Below are 25,855 nucleotides of genomic sequence, written 5' to 3'. Positions count from 1 at the left end.
CGCCGGCAAGGGCGGGGTTCTCAAAGGTGAGGGCAGCTTCCGCAATCGCGGTACGTAACACGCTCCACGAGGCGGCGGCTATGCCGGCGCCGTACGCGACCAGGCGCGATGCCGACAGCGGCGCGCCCGGTAGGGACGGGCGCGCAAGGCGGCGCCGCGGGCGCGCAAAAACTACAGCGCTGCGACCTGCTTGGCGATGGACGACTTGCGGTTCGCTGCCTGGTTCTTGTGGATGACGCCCTTGCTGACGGCCTTGTCGAGCTTGCGGCTGGCGGTGGCCAGGGCGGTGGTCGCCTTGTCCTTGTCGCCCGCGGCGACGGCCTCGCGCGTGGTGCGGATGGCGGTCTTGAGCTCGCTCTTGTAAGCCTTGTTGCGCTCGCGCGCCTTCTCGTTCGTCTTGATGCGCTTGATCTGCGACTTGATGTTTGCCACGAGTGGTCTTGTCTTTCGTTCGAGGTGGAGTGTCAGGATGTGCCGCCGGACGAGAGAGGGCGTCTGACGGCGACGTGCGGCTGAGACCACACGCAAGCCAGCAAACAACTCTACCAGACGCCATTCGCTTCTCCGACCCGGACCCTGCTCCCAGGTGCCGAGGGGAGGCCGAACGCTCGCGCCCACCTGCCTAGGGTGGAAAACATGAATCAGGGAGAATCCGTCGCCGTCGTCGGCGCATATGTCGTGCCCGTCGCGGGCGAGCCCATCGAGAACGGGACAGTGGTCGTCGAGAACGGCGTGATCACCGCGGTCGGAGCGGACGTTGCGGTGCCGGAGGGCGTTCGGGTGGTGGATGCCGGGGGTCGCTGGCTGCTGCCAGGATTCATCGAGCCGCACGGCCACGTGGGCATCCACGAGGAGGGCGGCGGCAGCGCGGGCAATGACACCAACGAGATGACCGACCCGAACACCGCAGGGGTTCGCGCCCTGGACGCGATCGACATCGACGACGAGGGCTTCAGGGATGCCCTGAGCGGCGGCATCACCTCCGTGGTGGTGAAGCCGGGCAGTGGCAACGTGATCGGCGGACAGACCGTCGCCATCAAGACGTGGGGCGGCCGCACGATCGACGAGCAGCTGATCAGCGACTCGGTGAGCGTGAAGTCCGCCCTCGGTGAGAACCCGAAGCGCGTGTACGGCGAGAAGAAGCAGACGCCGAGCACGCGGCTCGGGGTCGCCTACGTGCTCCGTCAGGCGTTCGCGGATGCCCAGCACTATGCCGCGACCCGTGACGCGGCATCCGCCAAGGGCGAGCCCTTCGCGCGCGACCTGGCGAAGGAGACCCTCGCTCGGGTGCTCGCCGGCGAGCTGGCTTTGGATCAGCACGTTCACAGGCACGACGACATCGCGACAGCCATCCGCCTGGCCGACGAGTTCGGCTACCGCCTGGTGATCAACCACGGAACGGACGGGGCGAAGCTCGCCGATGTGCTCGCCGAGCGGGACATCCCGGTGATCTATGGGCCGATGTTCACCTCGCGATCCAAGGTCGAGCTGAAGGATCGCGCGATCGCCAACCTCGGCCGGCTGGCCTCCGCCGGCGTGCGGGTGGCGATCACGACCGATCATCCGGTGGTGCCGATCAACTTCCTCGTCTACCAGGCGGCTCTCGCCGTGAAGGACGGACTCGACCGCACGGTCGCTCTCGAAGCGCTCACCGTGAACCCCGCGTCGTTCCTGAGGCTGGATGACCGAGTCGGGGCCCTGCGCGTGGGACTCGACGGCGACCTCGTGCTCTGGTCGGGCGACCCGCTCGACGTGATGAGCCGGGCCGAGCAGGTGTTCATCTCCGGCTCCGAGGTGTACCGCTGGGAGAACGGCCGCGGCATCGTTGTCGAGCGCGCCGAACGCTTCGACCGCTAGCGCCTCGCGACGCGAGTCTGCACGCCCACGCCGAGACTGCGGGCGGAACCCTCTGCTGTGGCGTGGGGATGCAGCGTCGCGGGGTCGCGGTGAGCAGTGGCGCCGTCTCGTTCATGGGAGAATTGCCGAACGATGTCACCACGTGCCTTGACCGCTCTCGAGCCAGCAGCGACCGATCCGGCGCGCATCCGCAACTTCTGCATCATCGCGCACATCGACCACGGCAAGTCCACGCTCGCCGATCGCATGCTGCAGCTGACCGGTGTCGTTGAAGAGCGCGCGATGCGTGCCCAGTACCTCGACCGCATGGACATCGAGCGCGAGCGCGGCATCACGATCAAGAGCCAAGCGGTGCGCATGCCGTGGCAGTACGAGGGCGACACCTACGCGCTCAACATGATCGACACGCCAGGTCACGTCGACTTCACCTACGAGGTCTCACGCTCGCTCGCGGCCTGCGAGGGCGCGATCCTGCTCGTGGATGCCGCCCAGGGCATCGAGGCGCAGACCCTCGCGAACCTGTATCTGGCGCTGGAGAACGACCTCGCGATCATCCCGGTGCTCAACAAGATCGACCTGCCGGCGGCCGATCCCGAGAAGTATGCGCGCGAGCTGGCAGACCTGATCGGTGGCAGCCCGGATGACGTGCTTCGCGTCAGCGGAAAGACGGGCGACGGCGTCGAAATGCTTCTCGACCGCGTCACCGAGCTCGTCCCCGCGCCGGTCGGCGTGAAGGATGCCCCTGCAAGGGCCATGATCTTCGACTCCGTCTACGACAGCTATCGCGGTGTGGTCACCTACGTCCGCATGGTCGACGGACAGCTGACGGCGCGGGAGCGCATCCAGATGATGTCGACGAGGGCGACGCACGAGCTGCTCGAGATCGGCGTGAGCTCACCGGAGCCGACCCCGACCCGCGGACTCGGCGTCGGCGAGGTGGGGTACCTCATCACCGGCGTGAAGGACGTGCGTCAGTCGCGCGTCGGCGACACCGTGACCAACGCCGCGAAGCCGGCATCCGACGCTCTCGCCGGCTACACCGACCCCAAGCCGATGGTCTTCTCCGGCCTGTATCCGATCGACGGCAGCGACTATCCGGACCTTCGCGAGGCGCTCGACAAGCTCAAGCTGTCCGATGCAGCTCTTGTCTACGAGCCCGAGACGTCCGTCGCGCTCGGCTTCGGCTTCCGCTGCGGCTTCCTCGGCCTTCTGCACCTCGAGATCGTCACCGAGCGTCTCGAGCGAGAGTTCGGCCTCGACCTCATCACCACGGCTCCGAGCGTGATCTACGAGGTGACCACCGAGGACGGCAAGTCGGTCACGGTGACGAACCCGAGCGAGTACCCGACGGGCAAGGTGAACACGGTCAGCGAGCCGGTCGTTCGCGCGGCCATCCTGACTCCCAAGGACTACGTCGGCACCGTGATGGAGCTCTGCCAGTCGCGCCGCGGCACGCTGCTCGGCATGGAGTACCTCGGCGAGGACAGGGTCGAGATCCGCTACTCCATGCCGCTCGGCGAGATCGTGTTCGATTTCTTCGACCAGCTGAAGAGCCGCACGCAGGGCTACGCGAGCCTCGACTACGAGCCTTCAGGCGAGCAGGAGGCCGACCTGGTGAAGGTCGACATCCTGCTGCAGGGCGAGCAGGTGGATGCCTTCAGTGCGATCGTGCACCGTGACAAGGCCTATGCGTACGGCGTCATGATGACGGAGCGGCTGAAGAAGCTGATTCCGCGCCAGCAGTTCGAGGTGCCCGTGCAGGCGGCGATCGGTGCGAGGATCATCGCCCGTGAGTCCATCCGCGCCATGCGCAAGGACGTCCTGGCCAAGTGCTATGGCGGCGACATCACCCGCAAGCGCAAGCTCCTCGAGAAGCAGAAAGAGGGCAAGAAGCGCATGAAGATGGTGGGGCGCGTCGAGGTGCCGCAGGAAGCGTTCATCGCCGCTTTGAGCGGTGACGTCGAGAAGAAGTCGTAGGGCGCGCGCCAGCGGCCCGTTCAGGCCTCGTTGAGGTCGCCTTCGACGAACTCGGCTAAACTCGCTGGGCGAAGAGGGGGCAGATCGCAGGCGGCGGAACCGGAGACGGCGCGCCCGGCGATCGCACACGAAGGGTCGGACCAACGAACGTCATGCGGCGCAGTACCTTCACCGATCAACCGGTGACGTATGCCGCTGTTGGCGCCACCCTCGCACACGACCTCACGATGCATCCGCCGAAGGGTTTCCGCGCGAGCTCTCGTTCGGTGAGGCTCGGCAGCGGCGACGAGAGGTTCACCACCTCGTCGCGCGCGCTCATGACGTGGGGCATCCAGCGCGGAAGCGGTGTGCAGATCACCGAGATCGAGCCGGGCACCGGTGAGGAGTACGCCGGCATCCGATACGCGGAAGACGGCACGCCTGAGCGGCTTGTGCCGCACCGCGGCACGGAAGCCGTCTACGACGAGGACGGTCATCCCTACATCGCGAACGGCATGACAGCTGTGCTGCGGGTTCCCTTCGGCCCGTTGCACGTGCACGCGCCGGTGCGCGTCGTGTACGTGATCGAGGAGAAGCACAGGGTCGGCTTCGGGTACGGCACCATGCACGGTCATCCCCTCTGCGGCGAGGAGTCGTTCGTCGTCGAGCAGCGGGACGACGACTCCGTCTGGCTCACGATGCGTTCGTTCTCCCGCGTGGCATCGGGATTCCGTGCCGTGGCGGGCCCCTTCGCCCGCGCCAATCAGACCAAGCTCACCAAGCGCTACCTTCGCGCACTGCACCCGGTGAGCGGCAACCCCGTCGTTGGTCAGCTGACGGGAGCGGATGACGCAGGTGCCTCATCCGACACGGTCGTCGCAGAGGCCATGCTGGACGAACCGGCCGGTCGCGACGCCGGCTCGATCACGGCACATGCCGAGCGCCCTGCCGATCGCTGATCCGGCGCCGCGCGACGGACTGCTCCCACCGAGCGCCGCCGTCGGCTCCGAGAACCGCGATTTCGGGGTGTACCTGCACGTGCCGTTCTGCCGCGTTCGGTGCGGCTACTGCGACTTCAACACCTACACCGCCACCGAGCTGCGCGGCGTGAAGCAGACCGACTACGCGGACCAGGCGCGCAACGAGGTCGGGATGGCTGCCGAGGTGCTCTCGGCCTCGGGGGTTCCGGCCCGACGGGTCGCCACGGTCTTCTTCGGGGGCGGGACGCCCACGCTGCTTCCCTCCTCAGACCTCGGCGCGATGCTCGGCGACGTGCGCGAGACCTTCGGCCTGGCAGACGGGGCCGAGATCACCACGGAGGCGAATCCGGACAGCGTCGACGCCCGCTATCTCGCCGAGCTCGCGGACGCCGGCTTCACGCGGGTCTCGTTCGGCATGCAGTCCGCCGTTCCGCATGTGCTGCGCACACTGGAGCGCACGCACGATCCTGACAGGGTGCCGCTCGTGGTGCAGTGGGCGAAGGACGCCGGGCTGCAGGTGAGCCTCGACCTCATCTACGGAACGCCTGGGGAGTCGATCGACGACTGGGCGACATCCGTCGGCGCCGCGCTGGCGTGCGAGCCCGACCACGTCTCGGCCTATTCGCTCATCGTCGAGGAGGGCACCAAGCTGGCAAGGCAGATCCGCCGGGGCGAGGTCGCGGAGCCCGACGAGGACCTTCAGGCGGACATGTACGAGCTCGTCGACGAGCGCCTGGGCGAGGCGGGCTTCGAGTGGTACGAGGTGAGCAACTGGGCGACGGATGACGCACATCGGTCCCGCCACAACCTGGGCTACTGGCTCGGTCACGACTGGTGGGGCGTGGGCCCCGGTGCGCACAGCCACATCGGTGGGGTGCGCTGGTGGAACGTGAAGCATCCGGCCGCGTACGCGCAGCGCGTGCTTACCGGAGACTCGCCGGCTGCGGGGAGGGAGACGCTCGATGTCTCGACACGCCAGTTCGAGGACGTGCTGCTTCGCGTGCGCATCCGCGAAGGGCTCCCCACTTCGGCGTTGCACGGTGCTGGGCGCGCAGCGGTCGCCGGACTGATCGCCGACGGTCTCGTCGACGCGAAAGCCGCCCTGCACGGATCTGTCGAGCTGACCCGAGCAGGACGGCTGTTGGCGGACGCCGTCGTGCGACGCCTCGTGGAGTGATCGAGGACTACTTGATGAACTGGATGGTCATCGGGTAGCGGTAGACCTCGCCGCGGTTGGAGTGAACGGCAGCGATGATGCTGAAGACGATGTTCACGACCCAGGCGGCGAGCAGGATGAGGAACCCGATGAAGATGAACGCGGTGATCCATCCCACGATCACGGCGATCAGCAGGGTCAGCTGGAAGTTGAGCGCGTTCTTCGTGCTCTCGCGCACGAACGGTCCGCGGTCCTTCAGGATCAGGAAGCCGATCAGCGCGGGGAGGAACGCCAGCGTCGCGTAGCTGATGAACGCGATGATGCCGCCACCGAGGTTGATGAGCATCGCCCACATCTTCTCGTTGGCGGGGTCGAGCGGCCGCGCGCCCTGGGCATACGGATTCTGCGGCGGTGGGGGTGGCACGTTGCTCATGTCGAACTCCTTTGCGGTTGCGCCCGGCAAGGGCGGCGTACGGCCCCCAACCCTAGGGCACACAGGTTGCTCAGAGGAAGGGGATAGTTCGGCGCGCCGCCGGTGGGTCCTCCTCTGCGGGACCCGCTGGGCTGACTACTTGATGAAACGGAAGTTCCAGGGGTAGCGGTAGCTGCCCCCATCGTTGATCCGCACGCCGGCGATGATCGAGAAGACGACGTTGAGGATCCAGAGCACCCACGGCAGCAGCACCAGGATGCCGGGCAGGAAGAAGATTCCCGCAGCGAAGAAGATGCCGTTGAGGATGGCGACCACGATCCAGAGCGCGACGTAGAGGATCGTGAACGTGATCTGCCAGTTCAGCGCCTCCTTCGCCTCGACGTTGGTGCGTGGACCGCGGTCCTTCAGCACGAGCCAGATGATCAGCGACGGCAGGAAGCCGATGATGCCGCCGATGTTCGCCCACATGGCCGCGCTCTTGTCCGCTTCGGGAGACAACGGCTGAGGCGCAGCTGACGCGTACTGCGGCTGACCGTACTGGGGCTGGCCGTACTGCGGAGGCTGCTGCGCGTATTGCGGGGGCTGCTGCTGCGCGTATTGCGGGGGCTGCTGCTGAGCGTACTGAGGCGGCTGTTGCCCGTACTGAGGCGGCTGCTGTCCGTATTGACCCGGCTGCTGCGGCGCCTGCTGACCATAGGGTGGCGGCTGCTGACCCGGCTGCGGCTGCTGCCTGTACTGCGGTGGCTGCTGAGGAGGAGGAGGCGCGACAGGCTGTTGCTGGGGTGGCTGCTGTCCGTACGGCGGCGGTGGGGGCGAAACCGGTGGCTGATTCGGATCGGCCGGTTGTTGTGGTGTGTTCGGATCGCTCATAGCACGCTGCCTTTCGAACGGATGCGGGATCATGGGTCTCGCGTAGTCGCAATGCGCACGCACGCGACGCACGTCACTGTGCGAACTGGATCATGCTGAGTCGTGCTAGCCATAAGGTACTGCCGGTACTGGCCGTCTGCAATGATCGACGCTCAGCGCGGCATAGGGCGCTGGCGATATGATTGGCACTCGATAGCGGCGAGTGCCAACCCCTTGCCCCGACGACCGAAAGGAGGCGACGTGGTATCGGATCGCAGCCTCGAGGTCTTGCGGGTGATCGTTCAGGACTACGTGGCATCCAGGGAGCCGGTGGGCTCGAAGAGCATCGTTGAGCGCCACGGTTTCGATGTCTCGGCCGCGACGATCCGCAACGACATGGCTGCGCTCGAAGAAGAAGAGCTGATCGTGGCGCCGCACACGTCGTCGGGCCGCGTCCCGACCGACAAGGGCTACCGGCTCTTCGTCGACCGAATGTCGGAGGTGCGACCGCTTTCCGTCGCACAGCGCCAGGCGATCGAGGTATTCCTCGGGCAGTCCGTCGACGTGGATGACGTGCTGGCACGTACCGTTCGCCTGCTCGCGCAGTTGACCCAACAGGTCGCGCTTGTTCAGTACCCGTCGACCTCGAGCGCTCGGGTGCGCCACATCGAGTTCGTGCCCCTCGCTCCGCGCCGTGTGCTGTGCGTGCTCATCGCCGACTCCGGCGTCGTCGAGCAGAGCATGGCGGAGCCGGATGGCGAGCTGGGCGAAGCAGCACTCACCGAGCTGCGAGCCAGGGTGAACGCCGAGGCTGCCGGCCTGCGTCTCGCCGACGCGGCGATCGTGTTGCGCGGTCTCCCCGAGAGGCTGGCCACGGAGCGATGGGACGAGGATGCCCGCGGTTTCGCCCGCGTGCTGTGCTCGGGCATCGTCGAGCAGATCGAGTCCACTCGGCAAGAGCGCCTGATCATGGCCGGTGCTGCCAATCTGGTGCGTACCGAGCACGACTTCAGCGGCAGCGTCACTCCTGTGCTCGAGGCGATCGAGGAACAAGTCGAGCTGCTGAAGCTGTTCGGCGAGATGGCGCAGGACCAGCACGGTGTGGCGGTGCGGATCGGACGCGAGAACGTCGCGACGACGCTCGCGGAGGCATCCGTGGTCGCCAGCGCATATTCCGGCTCGGGTGCGGAGGTCGCACGGCTCGGCGTGCTCGGTCCGACACGCATGGACTACTCGAACAACATGGCCGCTGTGCGTGCCGTGGCCCGTTATCTTTCGCGTCTGCTCGGCGAGTGACTGCTCGGGCGGCAGGCGTGACGCACTCAGTACACGACAGTTAAGGAAACCCCTCTTCCGTGGCCGATCATTACGAAGTCCTCGGTGTCTCGCGCGACGCGACGACCGAAGAGATCAAGAAGGCGTATCGAAGGCTCGCACGCGAGCTGCACCCGGACGTCAACCCGAGTCCGGAGGCGTCTGAGCGCTTCAAGCTCGTCACGCATGCCTACGACGTGCTGAGCGACCCCCAGCAGCGCCAGCAGTACGACCTCGGCCCGCAGGGCGGCTTCGAGGGTGCCGGCTTCAACGGGTTCGGCGACATCTTCGAGACGTTCTTCGGCGGAGGAAGCGGCGGATCGCAGCGCGGCCCCCGGTCGCGAAAGGAACGAGGGCAGGATGCCCTGCTCCGGGTGGAGATCGACCTCGACGAGGTCGTGTTCGGCGCCCATCGCGAGCTCGACGTCGACACCGCCGTGGTCTGCGAGACCTGCGGCGGGTCGTGCTGCCAACCGGGGACCGCACCGGTCACCTGCGACATCTGTCACGGAACGGGGAGCATCCAGCGCACCGTGCGGTCGCTGCTCGGCAACGTCATGACGTCGTCGCCGTGCGGAACGTGCCGCGGCTACGGAACGGTGATCGCGACCCCGTGCGTCACGTGCCAGGGTCAGGGCCGGGTCCGCGCACGGCGCACGGTTCCCGTCGACATCCCGGCTGGCGTCGACACCGGGCTTCGCCTGCAGATGCCCGGCAGCGGCGAGGCGGGGCCGGCGGGCGGCCCGAACGGCGACCTGTACCTGGAGATCAAGGTGCGCCACCACGAGGTGTTCAGTCGCGACGGCGACGACCTTCTGTGCACGCTCTCCGTGTCGATGCCCGACGCGGTGCTCGGCACCCACGCCAGGGTGAAGGCGCTCGACGGCGACATCGACGTCGAGGTGAAGGCTGGAGTGCAGAGCGCCGACGTTCTCACCGTGAAGGGTCGCGGCATCACCCACCTGCGCGGCACGGGTCGTGGCGACCTGCGCATCGGCGTGCAGGTCGTGACGCCCACGAAGCTCGACCGGCACGAACGCGAACTGATCGAGCAGTTCGCGTCGCGTCACAAGGCGGAGAAGCCGACGCTCTCACGATTCCAGCAAGGCCTGTTCGCCAAGCTGCGAGACCGGTTCCTCTAGGACCGGATGGCGAACCTCTACCTGCGCGAAGACCTGGCCGACGCGACCGTCGGCGGCGAGGTCGTGCTCGAGGGGGCAGAGGCGAAGCACATGGTCTCGGTGAGCCGAACACGCACCGGCGACGAGGTGGCGCTGTCGAACGGACGCGGGCTGATGGTCGACGGGGTGGTCGAGGTGGCCGAGCCGGCGCGAGCCGTCGTTCGGGTGGCGGCCGTGCGGGACATCCCTGCGCCGAGTCCTCGCCTCCTGCTCGTTCAGGCTCTCGCAAAGGGCGGCCGCGACGAGCTCGCCGTGCAGACCGCCGTCGAGCTCGGCGTCGACGCGATCATCCCGTGGCAGGCGGCGCGCTCCGTGTCGCGCTGGGTCGGTGACAAAGAGCGCAAGGGCGTTGAGCGCTGGTCATCCATCGTGCGCGAGGCGACGAAGCAGTCGGTGCGGGCATGGCTGCCGTCCGTCGAAGACCCGGTGACCACCGCACAGCTTGGGCTTCGCGCGCCGACCGTCAGGATGCTGGTGCTCGAGCCGGGCGCGCCGCAGCCGCTGACGGGCATCCGCGTCGAGCCGGACGACACGCGCGACATCGTGCTGGTGGTCGGACCCGAAGGCGGGGTCGCGCCGGAGGAGTCCGAGAGGCTCGTCGCTGCAGGAGCGGCCTCGGTGCGCCTCGGCGACTCCGTGTTGCGCACGTCGAGCGCGGGTCCGGCGGCGATCGCGGTGCTCAACGGCACCCTCGGGCGTTGGTGATCACGACCGACCGAGTGTCGGCCCCACTTCGTAGAATGGAAGGTATGACGCAGACCGAGCCCAGCATCTTCACGCGCATCATCGAGCGGGAGATTCCCGCCGACGTCGTGTACGAAGACGACCGGGTGATCGCGTTCCGCGACATCGCCCCTCAGGCGCCCGTGCACATCGTGGTGGTGCCGAAGACGGCACAGTACCGCAACGTGGTCGAGCTGGCCGCCGGCGACCCCGAACTCCTTGCCGAGGTCGTGCGGGTGGCGCAGCAGATCGCAGACGACACAGCAGACGGCCAGTTCCGTCTGGTCTTCAACAACGGCGAATCCGCCGGTCAGACGGTGTTCCACGTGCACGCGCATGTGCTCGCGGGAGACCTTTCGGAAGGAACACTTGGCTCGAAGTGATGGGGCGCCGGCACCGACCGACGCCGGCCGCGACAACGCGGAAGCCCGGCTGCACGTCGACGGGGTCGCCATGGTGCGGCTGCTCGGCGCCCAAGACAGACTGCTGACCACACTCGAGAAGCAGTATCCGTTGGTGAGCGTGCATGTCCGCGGCAACGACATCTCCATCACCGGGGACCCGACTCAGGTCGAGGCGGCACGCCGTCTCGTCGAAGAGCTTCTCGTTCTCGTGCGCGACGGGCACGACCTGTCCCCGGTCGAGGTGGCGAGCTCCGCTCGCATCATGCAGTCGGGTACCAGTCCGGCCGACGTGCTCAGCCAGGCCATCCTGACGGCGAAGGGCAAGAGCATCCGGCCCAAGACGCTCGGGCAGAAGCAGTATGTCGACGCGATCGACCAGAACACCATCGTGTTCGGCATCGGCCCTGCCGGAACGGGCAAGACCTACCTTGCGATGGCGAAGGCCGTGCAGGCCCTGCAGCGCAAAGAGGTCAACCGCATCATCCTGTCCCGGCCCGCCATCGAGGCAGGGGAGCGGCTCGGCTACCTCCCTGGAACCCTCACCGACAAGATCGACCCCTACCTGCGGCCACTGTATGACGCACTCAACGAGATGATGGACCCCGAGCTGGTGCCCAAGCTGCTCGCGAGCGGCACCATCGAGGTCGCCCCGCTGGCGTACATGCGCGGCCGCACGTTGAACGACTCGTTCATCGTGCTCGACGAGGCGCAGAACACCACGCCGGAGCAGATGAAGATGTTCCTCACGCGGCTCGGGTTCGGATCGAAAATGGTCGTCACGGGCGACATCACGCAGATCGACCTTCCGACGTCGGCCAGCGGCCTGCGGCTCGTCACGCGCGTGCTCGACGGCATCGACGACATCCACTTCTCACGACTCACCAGTGACGACGTCGTGCGACACAGCCTCGTGGGAAGGATCGTCGACGCGTACACCGAGTACGACGCCCGCAAGCAGGCCGACCACTACGAGCGCGAGCAGGCCCGCGAGTTCGCGAACCGTGCGGAGCGCCGTTCGGCTGCTCCACGCGATCACCTCCCCAAGCGCCGCTAGCGGCCACGACGAGCACGACCCGCCCCACCGCGAAGAGGACACCGTGAGCATCGAAGTGAACAACGAATCGGCGATCGAGGTCGACGAGTCCGCCCTGCAGCGACTCGCGATCTACGCGCTCGACACCATGCACGTCTCGACGGAGGCCGAGCTGGCGATCCTGCTCGTCGACGAGGCGGCCATGGAGCAGCTGCACGTTCAGTGGATGGACGAGCCGGGGCCGACCGACGTGTTGAGCTTTCCGATGGATGAGCTGCGGCCGGGCACCGAGGACGAGCCGGCGCCGGCCGGACTGCTCGGAGATGTCGTGCTGTGCCCTCAGGTGGCCGGAGCCCAGGCGGAGACCGCCGGTCACGGGTTGATGGACGAGCTGAAGCTGCTCACGGCGCACGGCATCCTGCACCTGCTCGGGTTCGACCACGCCGAGCCGGACGAGGAGCGTGAGATGTTCGCCATCCAGCGGGACATCCTCGTGGGCTTCGCGGTCGCCGAACGGCGACGATAGGCGGTCGTTGTGCTGATCGCGCTGTTCTTCGTCGTCGGACTGCTGCTGGTCGCGTTCGGTGGGCTGATGGCGGCGGTGGACGCGGCGATTTCCGTGCTGTCCAGGGCGGATATCGCGGAGCTCGCGCCGAGCTCGCGGTTCCGACGGTCGCTCGACGCGATCGCAGCCGATCCCGACGCACACCTGAACGCCGTCAGCTTCGCCCGCATCATCTCCGAGACGACGGCAGCCGTGCTCGTGACCCTCGCGTTCGCGAACATCTTCACGCAGTGGTGGCTGGCGCTCATCCTCTCTGCCGCGATCATGACCGGCGTGTCGTTCGTGCTGGTCGGCACGAGCCCCCGCAGCGTCGGACGCGCGCATGCGAAGGGGCTGCTCAAGGCAACGGCGCCGCTGGTGCACGGAATCCGAGTGCTGATCGGCCCGATCGTGCGGGGCCTCGTCGTACTCGGCGACCGGGTCACCCCTTCGCGGGCGAGATCGGCGACCGTCGCGAACGAGGAGCAGCTGCTCAGCATCGTCGACGAGGCGGCAGAGCTCTCCGTGCTCGAGGAGGACGACAGGGAGCTCATCCACTCGATCTTCGAGTTCAACGAGACCCTGGTGCGCGAGGTGATGATCCCCCGCACCGACATGGTCACCGTGGATGACGACGCCACCGTCTCCACTGCGATGAGCGTCTTCCTGGCAACGGGTGTCTCGCGGGTGCCCGTCGTGGGCGGCGACGTCGACGAGGTGATGGGCATCCTCTACCTCCGGGATGTCGCACGGGAAGCATACGAGCGCCCGCTCGACGTGGATGTCGAGACGATCTCGGGACTGCTCAGGCCGGCGTCGTTCGTGCCGGAGTCGAAGAAGGTCGACGCCCTTCTGACCCAGATGCAGTTGGAGTCGAACCACCTCGCGATGGTCGTAGACGAATACGGCGGCATCGCCGGTCTCGTGACCCTCGAGGACCTCATCGAGGAGCTCGTGGGAGACATCTCGGACGAGTACGACCACGAAGCGCCGCTGGTGGAGCCCCTCGGCGAAGGCCGATACCGGGTCAGCGCCCGGCTGCCGGTCGACGAGCTCGGCGACCTGTTCGGTCTCGAGCTCGACGACGACGACGTCGACTCGGTCGGCGGACTCTTCGCCAAGACGCTCGGCCGCCTTCCTGTCGAAGGATCGGTGGCCACCGTGAGCGGACTGAGGCTCACCGCCGACCGCTCCGAGGGCAGGGAGCGCCGCATCAGCACGGTGCTCGTGGAGCGGGATGCCGCGCTGTTCGGCATGGAGGAGGCCGCAGGAGGCCGCGATGACACGCGTGCGACGGCGCCGACAGAGATGAGAGGACACACCGCATGAGCGGACTCGGGGACAGCGAAGCTGGCGACCGGCAGGAGACCGCGTTCCGTGCGGGATTCGTCTCGTTCGTCGGCCGGCCGAACGTGGGCAAGTCCACGTTGATGAACGCCCTCGTGGGGGAGAAAGTGGCGATCACCAGCTCCAAGCCGCAGACGACGAGGCGGGCCATCCGTGGCATCGTGAACCGCGCAGACGGACAGCTGATCGTGGTCGACACCCCCGGAATGCACCGCCCGCGTACCCTGCTCGGCGAACGCCTGAACTCGCTCGTGCAGTCGACCCTCGGTGACGTCGACGTCATCGGATTCTGCGTTCCGGCGGACGAGAAGATCGGCCCGGGCGACAGATACATCAACGAACGCCTCGACGAGTATCCGCGCGCCAAGAAGGTTGCGATCGTCACCAAGACCGACACGGCCGGCAAGGCGGCGGTCGCCGACCAGCTGCTGACCGTGTCCGCGCTGCGCGAGTGGGACGCGATCATCCCGCTCTCCGCAGTGAAGGGCGAGCAGCTCGACGTCCTCGTCGACGAGCTGATCGCTCTGCTGCCCATCTCGCCGCAGCTCTATCCCGACGAGACGATCACCGACGAGCAACTCGAGGACCGCGTGGCGGAGTACATCCGCGAGGCCGTGCTCGAAGACGTGCGCGACGAGCTGCCGCACTCGCTCGCCGTGACGATCGACGACATCGTCGAGCGGGACGACAAGCCGCTCACCGAGATCTACGCCAACCTGTTCGTCGAGCGCGACAGCCAGAAGGCGATCGTGATCGGCAAGGGCGGGTCGAGACTGCGGACCATCGGTGAGACTGCTCGCGCCCAGATCGAGCCGCTCGTCGGCACCAAGGTGTTCCTGTCCATCCGCGTCAAGGTCGCCAAGGAGTGGCAGCGCGACCCGAAGCAGCTTGGCCGCCTCGGGTTCTGACGCCTTCGCTGGTCGAGTAGCGCGCCGCAGGTGCTCACGTATCGAGACCGAAGGATGCACGGGCATCCGTCTGCAGGATGATTCCGGGCTTGCGATGCCGATAGGCACCGTGCCGACGCGTAGCGTTGACGGGTGCTTCGCTCCATCAGCAGGACCCAGCTGGTCGTCGACATCGTCGTCGCCGGCGGCATCCTGCTGCTCTTCGTGTGGTCGGCGGCCGCACAGGCACCGTTCATCGGCACCCTCGTCGCACTCGTCGCGTGCGCGTCGCTGGCGGTACGACGGCTTTCGCCCGGCATAGCGCTGATCGGCGCGTGGGCAGCTGCGCTCTTGCAGATGGCCGCGCTGCAGACCGTGACGCCCGTCGACGTCGCTATTCTCGGGGTGCTCTATGCGACGGCGTCGTACGGCGGGCGCCTGCTGCGGTGGCTAGGCCTGGCCTCGGCGGTCGTCGGCGGCATCATCGCCGCCCTCTACCTCTCCCTCTTCACCAGGAGCGGCTTCGCTGTTCAGCCGAGCGACTTCGCGAGGTGGATCGTCGTCGTGACGGCGTTGACCGTCGGTTTCGTCACGCTCCTCGGGCTGAGTTGGACTCTCGGTCTGCTCGCACGCACGATCCGCCTGTCGCGCGAGGCGCGCATCCAGGCGGCAGTGTCTGCGCAGCGAGCAGCGTACGAGTCCGCGATCGAGCAGGAGCGCACCAGGATCGCCCGCGACATGCACGATGTCGTCGCGCATTCTCTGGCCGTGGTGATCGCTCAGGCCGACGGGGCCCGATACGTCGGGGCGGAGAACCCTGAGCTGCAGGCCGAGGCGCTCACCACCATCTCGGCGACCGCCAGGTCTGCACTCGGCGAGGTGCGGGTGCTGCTGACGCAGCTGCGGAGCGAGGAGCCTGAAGGCCCGCAGCCGTCCTTGGATGACGTGCCGGCGCTGCTCGACGGCATGCGCAAGGCGGGGCTGCGCATCGTGGACTCCACGACGGGGGCGCCAAGGCCGCTGATGCAGGGCAGCGGACTCGCGGCGTACCGAATTCTGCAGGAGGCGCTCACGAACGCCCTGCGGCACGGCGATCTCTCCAGGCAGGTCAACGTCGAGCTGAACTGGGAGCGCGATGCGCTGCGCATCAGGGTGCGCAACGGCATGCGGCTCGACACCGGCGGACAGACGCCGGCAGAGGGAGTGCGTACCGCAGGCCACGGACTCCCTGGCATGCACGAGCGAGCCGCGCTGGCGGGCGGTAGCCTGAGCGCCGGCGTGGTGGCATCCGCTGCGCCACAGTACGAGGTGGTCGCGGTGCTTCCCGCGGCGCCGACGGAGGAGAAGGTGTCGTGAGCGGTCGCATCCGGGTGGCGCTGGTGGATGATCAAGCGCTGTTCCGCGCCGGAGTGCGCATGCTGATCGAGTCGCAGCCCGACCTGGAGTTCGCGGGCGAGGCCGCCAACGGACGCGAGGCCGTGCAGCTGGCGCAACGCGAGCGTCCCGACGTGCTCCTGATGGATGTGAGGATGCCCGTGCTCGACGGCGTCTCGGCGACCAGCGAGATCGTCGCCCGTGCATCGGGCACGACTCCGCGGGTGCTCGTGCTGACCACCTTCGACGTCGACGAGAGCGCAGCGCGGGCCATCCAGGCGGGGGCGAGCGGGTTCGTGCTGAAGGATGCCGATCCTGAGTTCCTCCTCGCGGCCATCCGCACCGTGCATGCCGGCAACGCAGTGATCGCCGCATCGGCCACGCGTCGGCTGCTCGAGCAGTTCGCGACCCGGGAGCGGCGAAGGACGCCTCCCGAGCTGGACACGCTGACCGCGCGAGAGCGTCAGATCTTCGACCTGGCGGCACGAGCACTCAGCAACTCCGAGATCGCGGAGCACGAGTACCTCTCCGAGGCGACCGTCAAGACGCATATCTCGCGCGTGCTGGCCAAGCTCGGTCTGCGAGACCGGGTGCAGCTCGTCGCGTACGCCTACGAGAACGGGCTCGTCGCGTAGCGCCGACCGCAGGTCATCCTCCGGGTTGATGCGGATGCCTCGCCAGGCCGACGACGCCGAAGTCCGTGCTTCGTAGCGTCGAAGACATGCAGATCTCTCCTTCCGACCTCGGGTTGGCGGCGCGCGTCGCCGGACTGACCAAGACCTACGGCACCGGCACCGGATCGGTGACCGCACTCGACGACGTCTCCGTCGGCATCCGACGCGGCCAGTTCACTGCGGTGATCGGCGCCAGCGGTTCCGGCAAGTCGACGCTCATGCACGTGATGGCAGGGCTCGACAGCCCGACGGCGGGCCGAGCGTGGCTGGGCGACGCCGAGTTGACTGCCCTCGGCGACCGCGAGCTCACGCGAGTGCGTCGACGCTCGGCCGGCTTCGTCTTCCAGTCCTTCAACCTCGTGCCTGTGCTCGACGTGCGCGCGAACATCCTGCTGCCGTTCGAACTCGACGGCCGCCGCGTCACCTCCGACGAGCTCGCCTGGATCGATTGGCTCATCGAAACACTGGGGCTCTCCCAGCGCACCGGCCACCGCCCGCACGAGCTCTCCGGCGGCCAGCAGCAGAGAGTGGCCATCGCGCGTGCGCTTGCGACCCGCCCCGACGTGATCTTCGCCGACGAGCCGACGGGCAATCTCGACTCGCGCACCGGTAGAGAGGTGCTCTCGCTGCTGGCCGAAGCGTCGCACGCCCACGGTCAGAGCATCGCGATGGTGACGCACGACCCGGTCGCCGCGAGCTTCGCCGATCGGGTCATCATGCTGGCAGACGGACGCATCGTGCACGACAGCGGATCGCTATCGGCCGCCGAGGTCTCGGAGCTGATGCTGTCGACGGAGGCAGCGCGATGACCACCGGTTCGAAGGGACTGCGCACGGGAGCAGCGACGCGTGACAACGTCGCGACGCTCCTCGTCGCCGGGGTCAGCTCCCTCTTCGGCGTCGCGCTCATCGAGGCGACCGTGCTGATCAGCGATGCCACCGCTGCGGCAGGACTGGCGGGCGGCTCCGTTGCGCTCGCGCTCGGCACGGTCTCCGCCGTGTTCGTGATGCTGGCGGTGTACGTGGCATCGGTCGTGACGGCGAACACGTTCGCGACCGTGGTGGCAGGTCGCCGCAAGTCGATCGCGTTGCTTCGGGTGCTCGGAGCCGAGGCGTCGAGAGTGCGTCGTGCGCTCGCAACGGAGGGTCTCGTCATGGGCGCGCTCGGCGCGGTCGCCGGCCTCGTCGTCGGCGTGCTGGCGGCATGGGTGACCGCGTCCATCGGGATGGCGCAGGGATGGCTCCCGCGAACCGACTACCACCTCCTCACCCCGGCTCTCGCGGCCCCCGTGCTCGTCGTCATCGCGACGACCTGGCTCGCGGCCTGGATCGGATGCCGCACGGTCACGTCCGTCACGCCGCTGGAGGCCACAGCGGCCGCCGCAGGCCCGACACCTCCCGACGCCCGCCCCCGCGGCCGCTCCACCGCGGCGATCGTGTTGCTGATCGTCGGCGGGCTGCTCCTGGCGTTCGGAATGCTGATCGGCGTGGTGTCGCCTCTCGGACTGTTCATCGCCTTCTTCGGCGGCGTGATCTCGTTCTCCGGCGTGATCGCCGGCGCCGGCCGCATCATGCCGGGCGTTCTCGCCCTCGTCGGCAGGGCGTTCGGCCGCTCACCGTCCGCACGCATCGCGGTGGCGAACGCATCGCGCTATCCGGAGCGCAGTACAAGGGCGACCCTTGCACTGGTCATCGGCGTCACCCTGATCACCACCTTCGCCGTCGCGCTCACCTCGTACAGCGACGTCGTCAACTCGTTGGCGTCGTCGGCGGGCTCGCGTGACGTCCTGGACAACACGATCGGCGTCACGATCGGGGTGTTCTCGGCGCTGGTCGGATTCTCGGCGCTCATCGCCGCGGTCGGTCTCGTGAACACCCTCACGGTCGGCATGCTTCAGCGCATCCGCGAGCTCGGCCTGTTGCGCGCCCTCGGCTTCAGCCGCGGGCAGCTACGCGCCATGATCCTCGCAGAGGGAGCGCAGCTCACCGCGGGAGCAATCGTCTTCGGCCTGCTCCTCGGCACGTTGTACGGCTGGGCGGCCGTGCAGTCTCTGCTCGGATCGGTGGGGCACAACCTCATCGTCCCTTCGATGCCGTGGGTGGTTCTCGCGGTCGTCGTGGGCGGCGGCATCCTGCTCACCGCGGTCTGCAGCGCCATCGCCTCACGGCGCGCAGGCGCCGTGTCGCCCGTGGCTGCTCTGGCGGTGGAGTAGCGGGGGCGGCGCGGCCTCAGGCCGTCATCCGTAGGCTGGAGGCATGCCCCGCCATCCCGACCTGCCCGTCAACCGCTTCGAGGGAAGAGACGGGGCGAGCCTCGCCTATCGCGAGCTGGGGGAGGGTCGGCCGGTCGTCCTGATCCACGGCTTCTTCTCGACGGCGTACGTCAACTGGATCAGGTACGGCCACGCTGCACTCATCGCGGATGCCGGATTCCGTGTGATCATGCCCGACCTGCGAGCGCACGGCGACAGCGACAGGTCGCACGATCCGCAGAGCTACCCGAGCGACGTGCTCGTCGACGACGCGTTCGCCCTCATCGACCACCTCGGCCTCACCGACTACGACCTCGGCGGTTACTCGCTCGGTGCGCGTACAACGGTGCGAGCCCTGGTGCTCGGCGCACAGCCGGGTCGCGCTGTGATCGCGGGCATGGGCCTGAAGGGCATTACAGAGGTCGCGAAGCGCAACGAGTTCTTCCGCAGGGTCTTCGACGGCCTCGGAACCCACGAGCGCGGCAGCGAGGAGTGGCGGTCGGAGGCGTTCATGCAGACGACGGGCGGAGACCCCGTTGCGCTGCGCCTCGTGCTGGAGACCTCCGTGGGCGCAACGATCGACGAACTGGCCGGCATCGCGACTCCCGCGCTCGTCGTGATGGGAAATGACGACCACGGACACGGCTCCGGGGCGGACCTCGCCGACGCCATGCCGCTCGCACGGTTCACCGAGATCCCCGGCACCCACATGAGCGCCGTGACCGACCATGCGCTCGGCGTCTCGATCCGCGACTTCCTGGTGAGCTGACCGCTTCGGTGCCGACCCACATCCGCTAGAGTTCAGGCCAGAGGCGGATTGGTCGGATGTTTCGCCGGACCGTCATCGAATTCGAACATCTCATCCAGACGAGAAAGCAGGGCCATCGTGCGCATCGCCAACCTCTCCGGACGACTCGTCCTCCTCTCCGACGACCGTGCCCTCGACGTCGAGCAGGCCAGCGCCGGTCGCTTCTCGTCGAACCCGCAGGCGGTCTACGACAGCTGGGACGACTTCACCGCATGGGCGGGCGAGCAGGATGCCTCGACGGGGTCATCGTTCGACGTGGCCGACCTCGGCCCTGCCGTTCCGCGCCCGGCGCAGGTGTTCGCGATCGGTCTGAACTATGCGAGCCACGCTGGCGAATCCGGGCTCGATGTGCCGGAGAATCCGATGGTGTTCACGAAGTTCGTGTCGAGCTTCGTCGGACCGGAGGCCGAGGTGGAGCTCACGGGCGACACCGTCGACTGGGAGGTCGAGCTCGTCGCCGTCATCGGCAACGGAGGCCGCGACATCCCCGAGTCCGATGCCTGGAACCATGTCGCCGGACTCACCATCGGGCAGGACATCAGCGACCGCACCGTGCAGTTCTGGGGCAGCCCTGCACAGTTCTCGATCGGCAAGTCGCTCAAGGGTTTCGCGCCGATCGGCCCGGCGGTCGTCACCCTCGACGAGCTCGAGGCTGCCGGCGTGGAGAGGTCCGACCTCACCATCGGCTGCACGCTCACGCGCGCGGATGGCTCGACCGAGGTGCTGCAGAACGGTCGCACCCGCGACATGATCTTCTCGATCCCGGTGCTCATCGCGAAGCTGTCCTCGCTCGTCGAGCTGCTCCCCGGCGACGTGATCTTCACCGGCACGCCGGACGGCGTCGGACTCGGCCGCAACCCCCGGGTGTATCTGGAGGCGGGCCAGAGCGTCATCAGCAAGATCGAGGGTCTCGGCAGCATCCGGCAGCGATTCGTCGCCGCGCGCTGACGCCGCATCGGCTCCACGTCGACGACAGCCGGGCGATCGGCGCGTCATCCAGGGTGTACTCTGATCTCGTGCGCTTCGGGCTGCTTCTTCTTAGCTGCCGCGACGAGTCCTAGATCCCAGGCCTCCCTCGTCGCGGAGTTTGTCGTTGGCTGACCAACTTTCACAAGAAGACGAGAAGACCATGAACAACGCACAACAGCCCTCTACGATGCCGATCCACAAGTATCGGCCGTTCCACGAGCAGATCCGCGTCGAGCTGCCCGACCGCACGTGGCCAGACGCCCGCATCACGAAGGCTCCGCGCTGGTGTGCGGTCGACCTTCGAGACGGCAACCAGGCGCTGATCGACCCGATGAGCCCCGAGCGCAAGCGCATCATGTTCGACCTGCTGGTCCGCATGGGCTACAAGGAGATCGAGGTCGGCTTCCCCAGCGCCAGCCAGACCGACTTCGACTTCGTGCGCAGTCTGATCGAGACCGGCGCGATCCCCGACGACGTCACGATCCAGGTGCTGACGCAGGCTCGCGACCACCTCATCGAGCGCACCTACGAGGCCATCAAGGGTGCCAAGCAGGCCATCGTGCACCTGTACAACTCGACGAGCGTGCTGCAGCGCGCCGTGGTCTTCCGCACCGACAAGCAGGGCATCGTCGACATCGCCCTGGCCGGCGCCCGCAAGTGCAAAGAGATGGAAGCGTCCGTCCCCGGCACCACCGTGTACTACGAGTACTCGCCGGAGAGCTACACCGGCACCGAGCTGGAGTTCGCCGTCGACATCTGCAATCAGGTGCTCGAGGTCTTCGTCCCGACTCCGGAGCGCAAGGTCATCATCAACCTGCCCGCCACGGTCGAGATGGCCACGCCTAACGTGTACGCAGACTCGATCGAGTGGATGTCGCGCCATCTGAGCCACCGTGAGAACGTCATCCTGTCCCTGCACCCGCACAACGACCGCGGCACCGCGATCGCGGCCGCCGAGCTGGGATACATGGCCGGCGCCGACCGCATCGAGGGATGCCTGTTCGGCAATGGCGAGCGCACCGGAAACGTCGACGTGATCGCACTGGGCATCAACCTGTTCACCCAGGGTATCGACCCGCAAATCGACTTCAGCGACATCGACGAGATCAAGCGCACCGTCGAGTACTGCAACCAGCTGCCGGTGAACGAGCGACACCCGTGGGCGGGCGACCTGGTGTTCACCGCGTTCAGCGGCTCGCATCAGGACGCGATCAAGAAGGGCTTCGAGGCGATGGCCGCCGAGGCCGCCGAGAAGGGCGTGTCGGTCGACGAGCTGGTCTGGGCTGTCCCGTACCTGCCGGTCGACCCCAAGGATCTGGGGCGTTCGTACGAGGCGGTCATCCGCGTCAACTCGCAGTCCGGCAAGGGCGGCGTCGCGTACCTGCTGAAGACGGACCACTCGATCGACCTGCCGCGCAAGCTGCAGATCGAGTTCTCCGGCGTCGTGCAGGCCAAGACGGATGCCGAGGGCGGCGAGGTCACGAGCGACGAGATCTGGTCGATCTTCTCCGACGAATACCTGCCGAACATCGACGTCGCCGAGAAGTGGGGACGCTTCGAGGTGCGCTCGACGGCGACATCGAAAGACGCCGACGGCACCGTCGCGCTTCGCGTCGAGCTGCGAGACGGACACGACGTCGCGTGGGCCGAGGCAACCGGCAATGGTCCGATCAATGCGTTCCTGACGCTGCTCGCCGACCGCGGCTTCGAGGTCTCGCTGTACGACTACGTGGAGCACACTCTCGCCGAGGGCGGCGACGCGCAGGCGGCGTCCTACGTCGAACTGCAGGTCGGGGACCACCGTCTGTGGGGCGTCGGCATCGACGCAGACACGGTCGGCGCATCGCTCAAGGCGATCGTCTCCGCGGTGAACCGCGCGGTGCGCGTCTCGGGCGTCGGCGGTGTCGGCCAGCGTCAGCTCGCGTCCGTCTGACTCCACGGAATGAGTGTCGAGGCCGGCGCGGGCGCCGACGAGTCTGTCGAGATTCGACCGATCTCGGGGCGGCCCGACGCCGGCCTCTCGCTGCCGAGCGCACTCCGCGATGCGCTCGGCGACAGCATCGACGACGTCGTGTGGATGAACGAAGTCGGCGGCATCACGGTGCGTGGAAGACTCGGCGCTGAGCCCGTCTTCGCGAAATGGGCACCGAGAGGCACGGAGCTGGATCTCGCCGCGGAGGCGGAGCGGCTTGCCTGGGCGTTGCGGTACGTGGCGGTGCCTGAGGTGCTCGAGTTCCGCGCCGACGAGGGCGGCGAGGTACTGGTGACTCGTGCCCTGCCCGGCGAGAACGCCGTGACCGAGACGTGGCGAGCCGACCCCGAGCGAGCCGTCCGCGGCATAGCGAGAGGGCTGCGTGCCATGCACGACTCGCTACCCGTCGAGGACTGCCCGTTCTCGTGGTCGGTCGAGTCACGCATCGCGCGAAGCCGGGCAGAGGGCATCCCGGAGCGACAGCCGTTGCTGGATGCCCTCCCTCACGCGCCCGAGCCCGACCTGCTCGTCCTCTGTCACGGCGACGCTTGCGCACCGAACACCCTGCTCGGCCGCGACGGCACCGTCACCGGGCACGTCGACCTCGGCCGCCTCGGAGTGGCGGACCGCTGGGCCGACATCGCTGTCGGCGCCTGGAGCACCGAGTGGAACTACGGCGCCGGCTACACCGACCTCTACTACGAGGCCTACGGAGTGGCACGGGATGACGAGCGCATCGCCTTCTATCGGGCGCTCTGGGACGCCACCTGACACTCGACCGGTTCGCCACGACCGGCCTGGTCGTTCATCGGCCGGGCACAGCGAATGACGGTGGCTCACGACGATAATGGAGTGATGCCCACCTACCGTGACGAAGCCGTCGTGCTGCGCACCCACAAGCTGGGCGAGGCCGACCGGATCGTCACGCTGCTCACCAGGGGACACGGCAAGGTGCGCGCCGTCGCGAAAGGCGTGCGGCGCACGGCATCGAAGTTCGGTGCGCGTCTCGAACCCTTCATGGTGGCCGACGTGCAGCTCTTCGAGGGTCGCAGCCTCGACATCGTCACGCAGGCCGAGTCTCTCGGCGCATACGGGGCAGACATCGCGGGTAACTACTCCAGTTACACGTCGGCCAACGCGATGGTCGAGACGGCGGACCGTCTCACCGAGGCGGAAGGCTCTCCGCAGCAGTACCTCCTGCTGATCGGCGCGCTGCGATCGTTGTCGCGTGGCGAGCACGAGGCATCCCTCACCCTCGACTCCTACCTGTTGCGTGCGCTCTCGCTCGCCGGCTGGGCGCCCAGCTTCGACACCTGTTCGCGCTGTGGCGCCGTCGGGGAGCACACAGCCGTCGTGGTGCAGCTCGGGGGCGTGGTGTGCGGGGACTGCGCACCCACCGGAGCACCTCGTGTCGGGCGTGAGGTGATCGAGCTGCTCGCCGCGCTGCTCACCGGCGACTGGGCGACCGCAGAGGCGACGGACGAATCCACTCGCGCCAAGGCGAGCGGCATCGTCGCCGCCTATACGCAGTGGCACCTGGAGCGTGGCCTCAGATCACTGCCGTATGTCGCCAGAAGCGGAGCGAGTGCATGACGCCCAAGCCCTTCACGCACAAGGACGCCGTGGAGTATCGCCCGATCGACTGGACGGGGCTGTATCCGCCGCAGTTGCCGTCATCCGTGGTTCCCGACCACGTAGCGCTCGTGATGGACGGCAACGGCCGTTGGGCGAACCGCAGGGGACTCACGCGCATCGAGGGGCACAAGGCGGGGGAGGCGTCGCTGCTCGACGTGGTCGCAGGCGCCATCCAGATCGGGGTGAAGCACCTCAGCGTCTACGCGTTCTCCACCGAGAACTGGCGTCGGTCGCCCGAGGAGGTTCGCTTCCTCATGGGGTTCAACCGCGACGTTCTGCATCGCAGGCGTGATCAGCTGAACGAATGGGGCGTCCGGGTGCGGTGGGCAGGGCGCACGCCTCGGTTGTGGGCGTCCGTGATCAAAGAGCTGCAATTCGCTGAGAAGCTGACCGAGAAGAACGACGTTCTCACGCTGACCATGTGCGTCAACTACGGAGGGCGAACCGAGATCGCGGATGCCGTGCGTGCCATCGCCGATCAGGTCGCTACCGGACGACTTCGACCGTCGGCCGTCTCGGAGAAGCTCATCCAGAAGCATCTGTACATTCCGGATCTGCCGGACGTCGACCTGTTCGTGCGCAGTTCAGGGGAGCAGCGCACCAGCAACTTCATGCTGTGGCAGAGCGCGTACGCCGAGATGGTCTTCCTCGACACCCTCTGGCCCGACTTCACACGAGCTCAGCTCTGGGAGGCGATCGAGCTCTATGCGGCGCGCACCCGGCGGTTCGGTGGCGCCGTCGACGCTCCACGGAATACCGCGGTCTGACGCAGAGTTGTCCCTCTTCGTGAGTGAACCCATCAAGGTCGACATCTGGTCCGATATCGCGTGCCCCTGGTGCTACATCGGAAAGCGCAAGTTCGAAAGCGGAGCCGGCCTGTTCCAGGGCGCCGGCGAAGGTCGCGACGTCGAGGTCGAGTACCACTCCTTCGAGCTGTCACCGGACACGCCCGTCGACTTCGAGGGCAACGAGTCCGAGTACCTCGCGCAGCACAAGGGAATCACGCCCGAGCAGGCGCAGCAGATGCTCGAGCGTGTCACCGGCATCGCGGCACAGGTCGGCCTGGACTACGACTTCGAGGCGATGCACCACACCAACACGGTGAAGGCTCACCAGATCATCCACTTCGCCAAAGCGCACGGCAAGCAGGCCGCGATGAAGGAACGTCTGATGAAGGCCTACTTCATCGAGGGCGGTCATGTCGGACGAGACGAGCAGCTGGCCGACTATGCGGCCGAAGTCGGGCTCGATCGCGACGCCGCGCTGAGCGCACTGCAGAGCGACGAGTTCCTCACCGACGTTCGCGGCGACCAGGCGCTGGCTCAGGAGTACGGCATCAACGGTGTTCCGTTCTACGTGATCGACGGCAAGTACGGCGTCTCGGGAGCTCAGGAGGCGACGACGTTCGCCCAGGTGCTCGAGCAGGTGTGGGACGAGCGTTCGTCGGACGAGGCGGATGACCGAGCAGAGGTCGGCGCATGAGCCCGCTGAAGCCGCTCGGCGACCCG

At 67.5% G+C, this 25,855-nt stretch carries 26 protein-coding genes; 23 read left to right on the top strand and 3 right to left on the bottom strand.

From position 1 onward, the window contains the following. Positions 1-171: 171 nt before the first annotated feature. Positions 172-432 carry a 30S ribosomal protein S20 gene (gene rpsT / locus ACYVDN_RS05075; protein ID WP_460569070.1) on the bottom strand — a complete coding sequence of 87 codons (261 nt, stop codon included), beginning with the start codon at positions 430-432 and terminating at the stop codon, positions 172-174. A gap of 204 nt (positions 433-636) precedes the next feature. On the opposite strand from rpsT, the gene ACYVDN_RS05070 reads away from it, so the two are divergent. The 4 genes from ACYVDN_RS05070 (at position 637) to hemW (ending at position 5,970) form a co-directional block, all read left to right on the top strand. Then, a complete protein-coding gene (locus ACYVDN_RS05070) occupies positions 637-1,857 on the top strand; it encodes an amidohydrolase (RefSeq protein ID WP_460569068.1) in 1,221 nt (406 codons plus the stop codon). Between the two features lie 132 nt (positions 1,858-1,989). Continuing rightward, a complete protein-coding gene (lepA, locus tag ACYVDN_RS05065) occupies positions 1,990-3,834 on the top strand; it encodes an elongation factor 4 (RefSeq protein WP_460569066.1) in 1,845 nt (614 codons plus the stop codon). A 152-nt stretch (positions 3,835-3,986) separates the two neighbouring features. Beyond that, positions 3,987-4,772, top strand: a complete 786-nt coding sequence (locus ACYVDN_RS05060) for a DUF1990 family protein (protein ID WP_460569064.1) — start codon at positions 3,987-3,989, stop codon at positions 4,770-4,772. After that, positions 4,747-5,970, top strand: coding sequence for a coproporphyrinogen-III oxidase family protein (gene hemW, locus ACYVDN_RS05055; RefSeq protein WP_460569062.1), 1,224 nt, complete (start codon positions 4,747-4,749; stop codon positions 5,968-5,970). The genes ACYVDN_RS05060 and hemW overlap by 26 nt, the downstream gene beginning before the upstream one ends. Positions 5,971-5,977: 7 nt before the next feature. Here hemW and ACYVDN_RS05050 read toward each other — a convergent pair whose 3' ends face one another. Together ACYVDN_RS05050 and ACYVDN_RS05045 are read right to left on the bottom strand one after the other, a co-directional pair. Next, the gene (locus ACYVDN_RS05050) at positions 5,978-6,382 is read right to left on the bottom strand and encodes a DUF4870 domain-containing protein (protein WP_460569060.1); all 405 of its coding nucleotides are present in this window, start codon (positions 6,380-6,382) and stop codon (positions 5,978-5,980) included. A 135-nt stretch (positions 6,383-6,517) separates the two neighbouring features. Further along, on the bottom strand, positions 6,518-7,252 hold the full coding sequence (locus ACYVDN_RS05045; protein ID WP_460569058.1) for a DUF4870 domain-containing protein: 735 nt from the start codon (positions 7,250-7,252) through the stop codon (positions 6,518-6,520). A gap of 240 nt (positions 7,253-7,492) precedes the next feature. Between ACYVDN_RS05045 and hrcA the strand changes: the two genes are divergently transcribed. From hrcA to ACYVDN_RS04950, 19 genes are all read left to right on the top strand, one after another. After that, entirely contained in the window at positions 7,493-8,527 is a 1,035-nt protein-coding gene (gene hrcA / locus ACYVDN_RS05040; protein WP_460569056.1) for an HrcA family transcriptional regulator, read from the top strand. Positions 8,528-8,586: 59 nt separating this feature from the next. Continuing rightward, on the top strand, positions 8,587-9,687 hold the full coding sequence (dnaJ, locus tag ACYVDN_RS05035; protein WP_460569054.1) for a molecular chaperone DnaJ: 1,101 nt from the start codon (positions 8,587-8,589) through the stop codon (positions 9,685-9,687). Between the two features lie 6 nt (positions 9,688-9,693). Continuing rightward, complete coding sequence (locus ACYVDN_RS05030) at positions 9,694-10,431, top strand: RsmE family RNA methyltransferase (RefSeq protein ID WP_460569052.1); 738 nt, start codon at positions 9,694-9,696, stop codon at positions 10,429-10,431. A gap of 44 nt (positions 10,432-10,475) precedes the next feature. Beyond that, a complete protein-coding gene (locus ACYVDN_RS05025; protein ID WP_460569050.1) occupies positions 10,476-10,832 on the top strand; it encodes a histidine triad nucleotide-binding protein in 357 nt (118 codons plus the stop codon). A 70-nt stretch (positions 10,833-10,902) separates the two neighbouring features. Further along, entirely contained in the window at positions 10,903-11,907 is a 1,005-nt protein-coding gene (locus ACYVDN_RS05020) for a PhoH family protein (RefSeq protein WP_460572248.1), read from the top strand. 43 nt (positions 11,908-11,950) lie between these two features. Then, positions 11,951-12,412, top strand: a complete 462-nt coding sequence (gene ybeY / locus ACYVDN_RS05015; RefSeq protein WP_460569048.1) for an rRNA maturation RNAse YbeY — start codon at positions 11,951-11,953, stop codon at positions 12,410-12,412. 15 nt (positions 12,413-12,427) lie between these two features. Beyond that, positions 12,428-13,759: a hemolysin family protein gene (locus tag ACYVDN_RS05010; protein ID WP_460572246.1), complete on the top strand. Its 1,332-nt coding sequence runs from the start codon at positions 12,428-12,430 to the stop codon at positions 13,757-13,759. Further along, a complete protein-coding gene (era, locus tag ACYVDN_RS05005) occupies positions 13,756-14,685 on the top strand; it encodes a GTPase Era (RefSeq protein ID WP_460569046.1) in 930 nt (309 codons plus the stop codon). Before ACYVDN_RS05010 ends, era begins: the two co-directional genes overlap by 4 nt. A 132-nt stretch (positions 14,686-14,817) precedes the next feature. Next, the gene (locus ACYVDN_RS05000; protein WP_460569044.1) at positions 14,818-16,020 is read left to right on the top strand and encodes a sensor histidine kinase; all 1,203 of its coding nucleotides are present in this window, start codon (positions 14,818-14,820) and stop codon (positions 16,018-16,020) included. After that, entirely contained in the window at positions 16,017-16,673 is a 657-nt protein-coding gene (locus ACYVDN_RS04995; RefSeq protein ID WP_460569042.1) for a transcriptional regulator, read from the top strand. Before ACYVDN_RS05000 ends, ACYVDN_RS04995 begins: the two co-directional genes overlap by 4 nt. A gap of 86 nt (positions 16,674-16,759) precedes the next feature. Next, complete coding sequence (locus tag ACYVDN_RS04990) at positions 16,760-17,521, top strand: ABC transporter ATP-binding protein (protein WP_460569040.1); 762 nt, start codon at positions 16,760-16,762, stop codon at positions 17,519-17,521. Next, a complete protein-coding gene (locus ACYVDN_RS04985; RefSeq protein WP_460569038.1) occupies positions 17,518-18,924 on the top strand; it encodes an ABC transporter permease in 1,407 nt (468 codons plus the stop codon). Before ACYVDN_RS04990 ends, ACYVDN_RS04985 begins: the two co-directional genes overlap by 4 nt. A 43-nt stretch (positions 18,925-18,967) precedes the next feature. Continuing rightward, positions 18,968-19,732 carry an alpha/beta fold hydrolase gene (locus tag ACYVDN_RS04980; RefSeq protein ID WP_460569036.1) on the top strand — a complete coding sequence of 255 codons (765 nt, stop codon included), beginning with the start codon at positions 18,968-18,970 and terminating at the stop codon, positions 19,730-19,732. A 117-nt stretch (positions 19,733-19,849) separates the two neighbouring features. Further along, complete coding sequence (locus ACYVDN_RS04975) at positions 19,850-20,719, top strand: fumarylacetoacetate hydrolase family protein (protein WP_460569034.1); 870 nt, start codon at positions 19,850-19,852, stop codon at positions 20,717-20,719. A 181-nt stretch (positions 20,720-20,900) separates the two neighbouring features. Next, positions 20,901-22,673, top strand: coding sequence for a 2-isopropylmalate synthase (gene leuA / locus ACYVDN_RS04970; RefSeq protein WP_460569032.1), 1,773 nt, complete (start codon positions 20,901-20,903; stop codon positions 22,671-22,673). A gap of 9 nt (positions 22,674-22,682) precedes the next feature. Then, positions 22,683-23,483 carry a phosphotransferase gene (locus ACYVDN_RS04965; protein ID WP_460569030.1) on the top strand — a complete coding sequence of 267 codons (801 nt, stop codon included), beginning with the start codon at positions 22,683-22,685 and terminating at the stop codon, positions 23,481-23,483. 84 nt (positions 23,484-23,567) lie between these two features. Beyond that, complete coding sequence (gene recO / locus ACYVDN_RS04960; RefSeq protein ID WP_460569028.1) at positions 23,568-24,305, top strand: DNA repair protein RecO; 738 nt, start codon at positions 23,568-23,570, stop codon at positions 24,303-24,305. Then, positions 24,302-25,114, top strand: coding sequence for an undecaprenyl diphosphate synthase family protein (locus tag ACYVDN_RS04955; RefSeq protein WP_460569026.1), 813 nt, complete (start codon positions 24,302-24,304; stop codon positions 25,112-25,114). The genes recO and ACYVDN_RS04955 overlap by 4 nt, the downstream gene beginning before the upstream one ends. A gap of 19 nt (positions 25,115-25,133) precedes the next feature. Then, positions 25,134-25,829: a DsbA family oxidoreductase gene (locus ACYVDN_RS04950; protein ID WP_460569024.1), complete on the top strand. Its 696-nt coding sequence runs from the start codon at positions 25,134-25,136 to the stop codon at positions 25,827-25,829. Positions 25,830-25,855 lie beyond the last annotated feature (26 nt).

This window comes from Humibacter soli (assembly GCF_054779035.1).
The sequence above is the reverse complement of the archived record's forward strand: the minus strand, read 5'-3'. Positions and strand labels throughout refer to the sequence as shown.

Excerpts from the sequence above, each read along its gene's own strand:
- ACYVDN_RS05070 (WP_460569068.1), top strand. The coding sequence starts at position 637 with ATGAATCAGGGAGAATCCGTCGCCGTCGTCGGCGCATATGTCGTGCCC.
- ACYVDN_RS05060 (WP_460569064.1), top strand. The coding sequence starts at position 3,987 with ATGCGGCGCAGTACCTTCACCGATCAACCGGTGACGTATGCCGCTGTT.
- leuA (WP_460569032.1), top strand. The coding sequence starts at position 20,901 with ATGAACAACGCACAACAGCCCTCTACGATGCCGATCCACAAGTATCGG.
- ACYVDN_RS05045 (WP_460569058.1), bottom strand. The coding sequence starts at position 7,252 with ATGAGCGATCCGAACACACCACAACAACCGGCCGATCCGAATCAGCCA.
- ACYVDN_RS04965 (WP_460569030.1), top strand. The coding sequence starts at position 22,683 with ATGAGTGTCGAGGCCGGCGCGGGCGCCGACGAGTCTGTCGAGATTCGA.
- ACYVDN_RS05030 (WP_460569052.1), top strand. The coding sequence starts at position 9,694 with ATGGCGAACCTCTACCTGCGCGAAGACCTGGCCGACGCGACCGTCGGC.
- ACYVDN_RS04955 (WP_460569026.1), top strand. The coding sequence starts at position 24,302 with ATGACGCCCAAGCCCTTCACGCACAAGGACGCCGTGGAGTATCGCCCG.
- ACYVDN_RS04985 (WP_460569038.1), top strand. The coding sequence starts at position 17,518 with ATGACCACCGGTTCGAAGGGACTGCGCACGGGAGCAGCGACGCGTGAC.
- era (WP_460569046.1), top strand. The coding sequence starts at position 13,756 with ATGAGCGGACTCGGGGACAGCGAAGCTGGCGACCGGCAGGAGACCGCG.
- ACYVDN_RS05025 (WP_460569050.1), top strand. The coding sequence starts at position 10,476 with ATGACGCAGACCGAGCCCAGCATCTTCACGCGCATCATCGAGCGGGAG.
- lepA (WP_460569066.1), top strand. The coding sequence starts at position 1,990 with ATGTCACCACGTGCCTTGACCGCTCTCGAGCCAGCAGCGACCGATCCG.
- ACYVDN_RS05020 (WP_460572248.1), top strand. The coding sequence starts at position 10,903 with ATGGTGCGGCTGCTCGGCGCCCAAGACAGACTGCTGACCACACTCGAG.
- ACYVDN_RS04980 (WP_460569036.1), top strand. The coding sequence starts at position 18,968 with ATGCCCCGCCATCCCGACCTGCCCGTCAACCGCTTCGAGGGAAGAGAC.
- ACYVDN_RS04990 (WP_460569040.1), top strand. The coding sequence starts at position 16,760 with ATGCAGATCTCTCCTTCCGACCTCGGGTTGGCGGCGCGCGTCGCCGGA.
- ACYVDN_RS05050 (WP_460569060.1), bottom strand. The coding sequence starts at position 6,382 with ATGAGCAACGTGCCACCCCCACCGCCGCAGAATCCGTATGCCCAGGGC.
- hemW (WP_460569062.1), top strand. The coding sequence starts at position 4,747 with ATGCCGAGCGCCCTGCCGATCGCTGATCCGGCGCCGCGCGACGGACTG.
- recO (WP_460569028.1), top strand. The coding sequence starts at position 23,568 with ATGCCCACCTACCGTGACGAAGCCGTCGTGCTGCGCACCCACAAGCTG.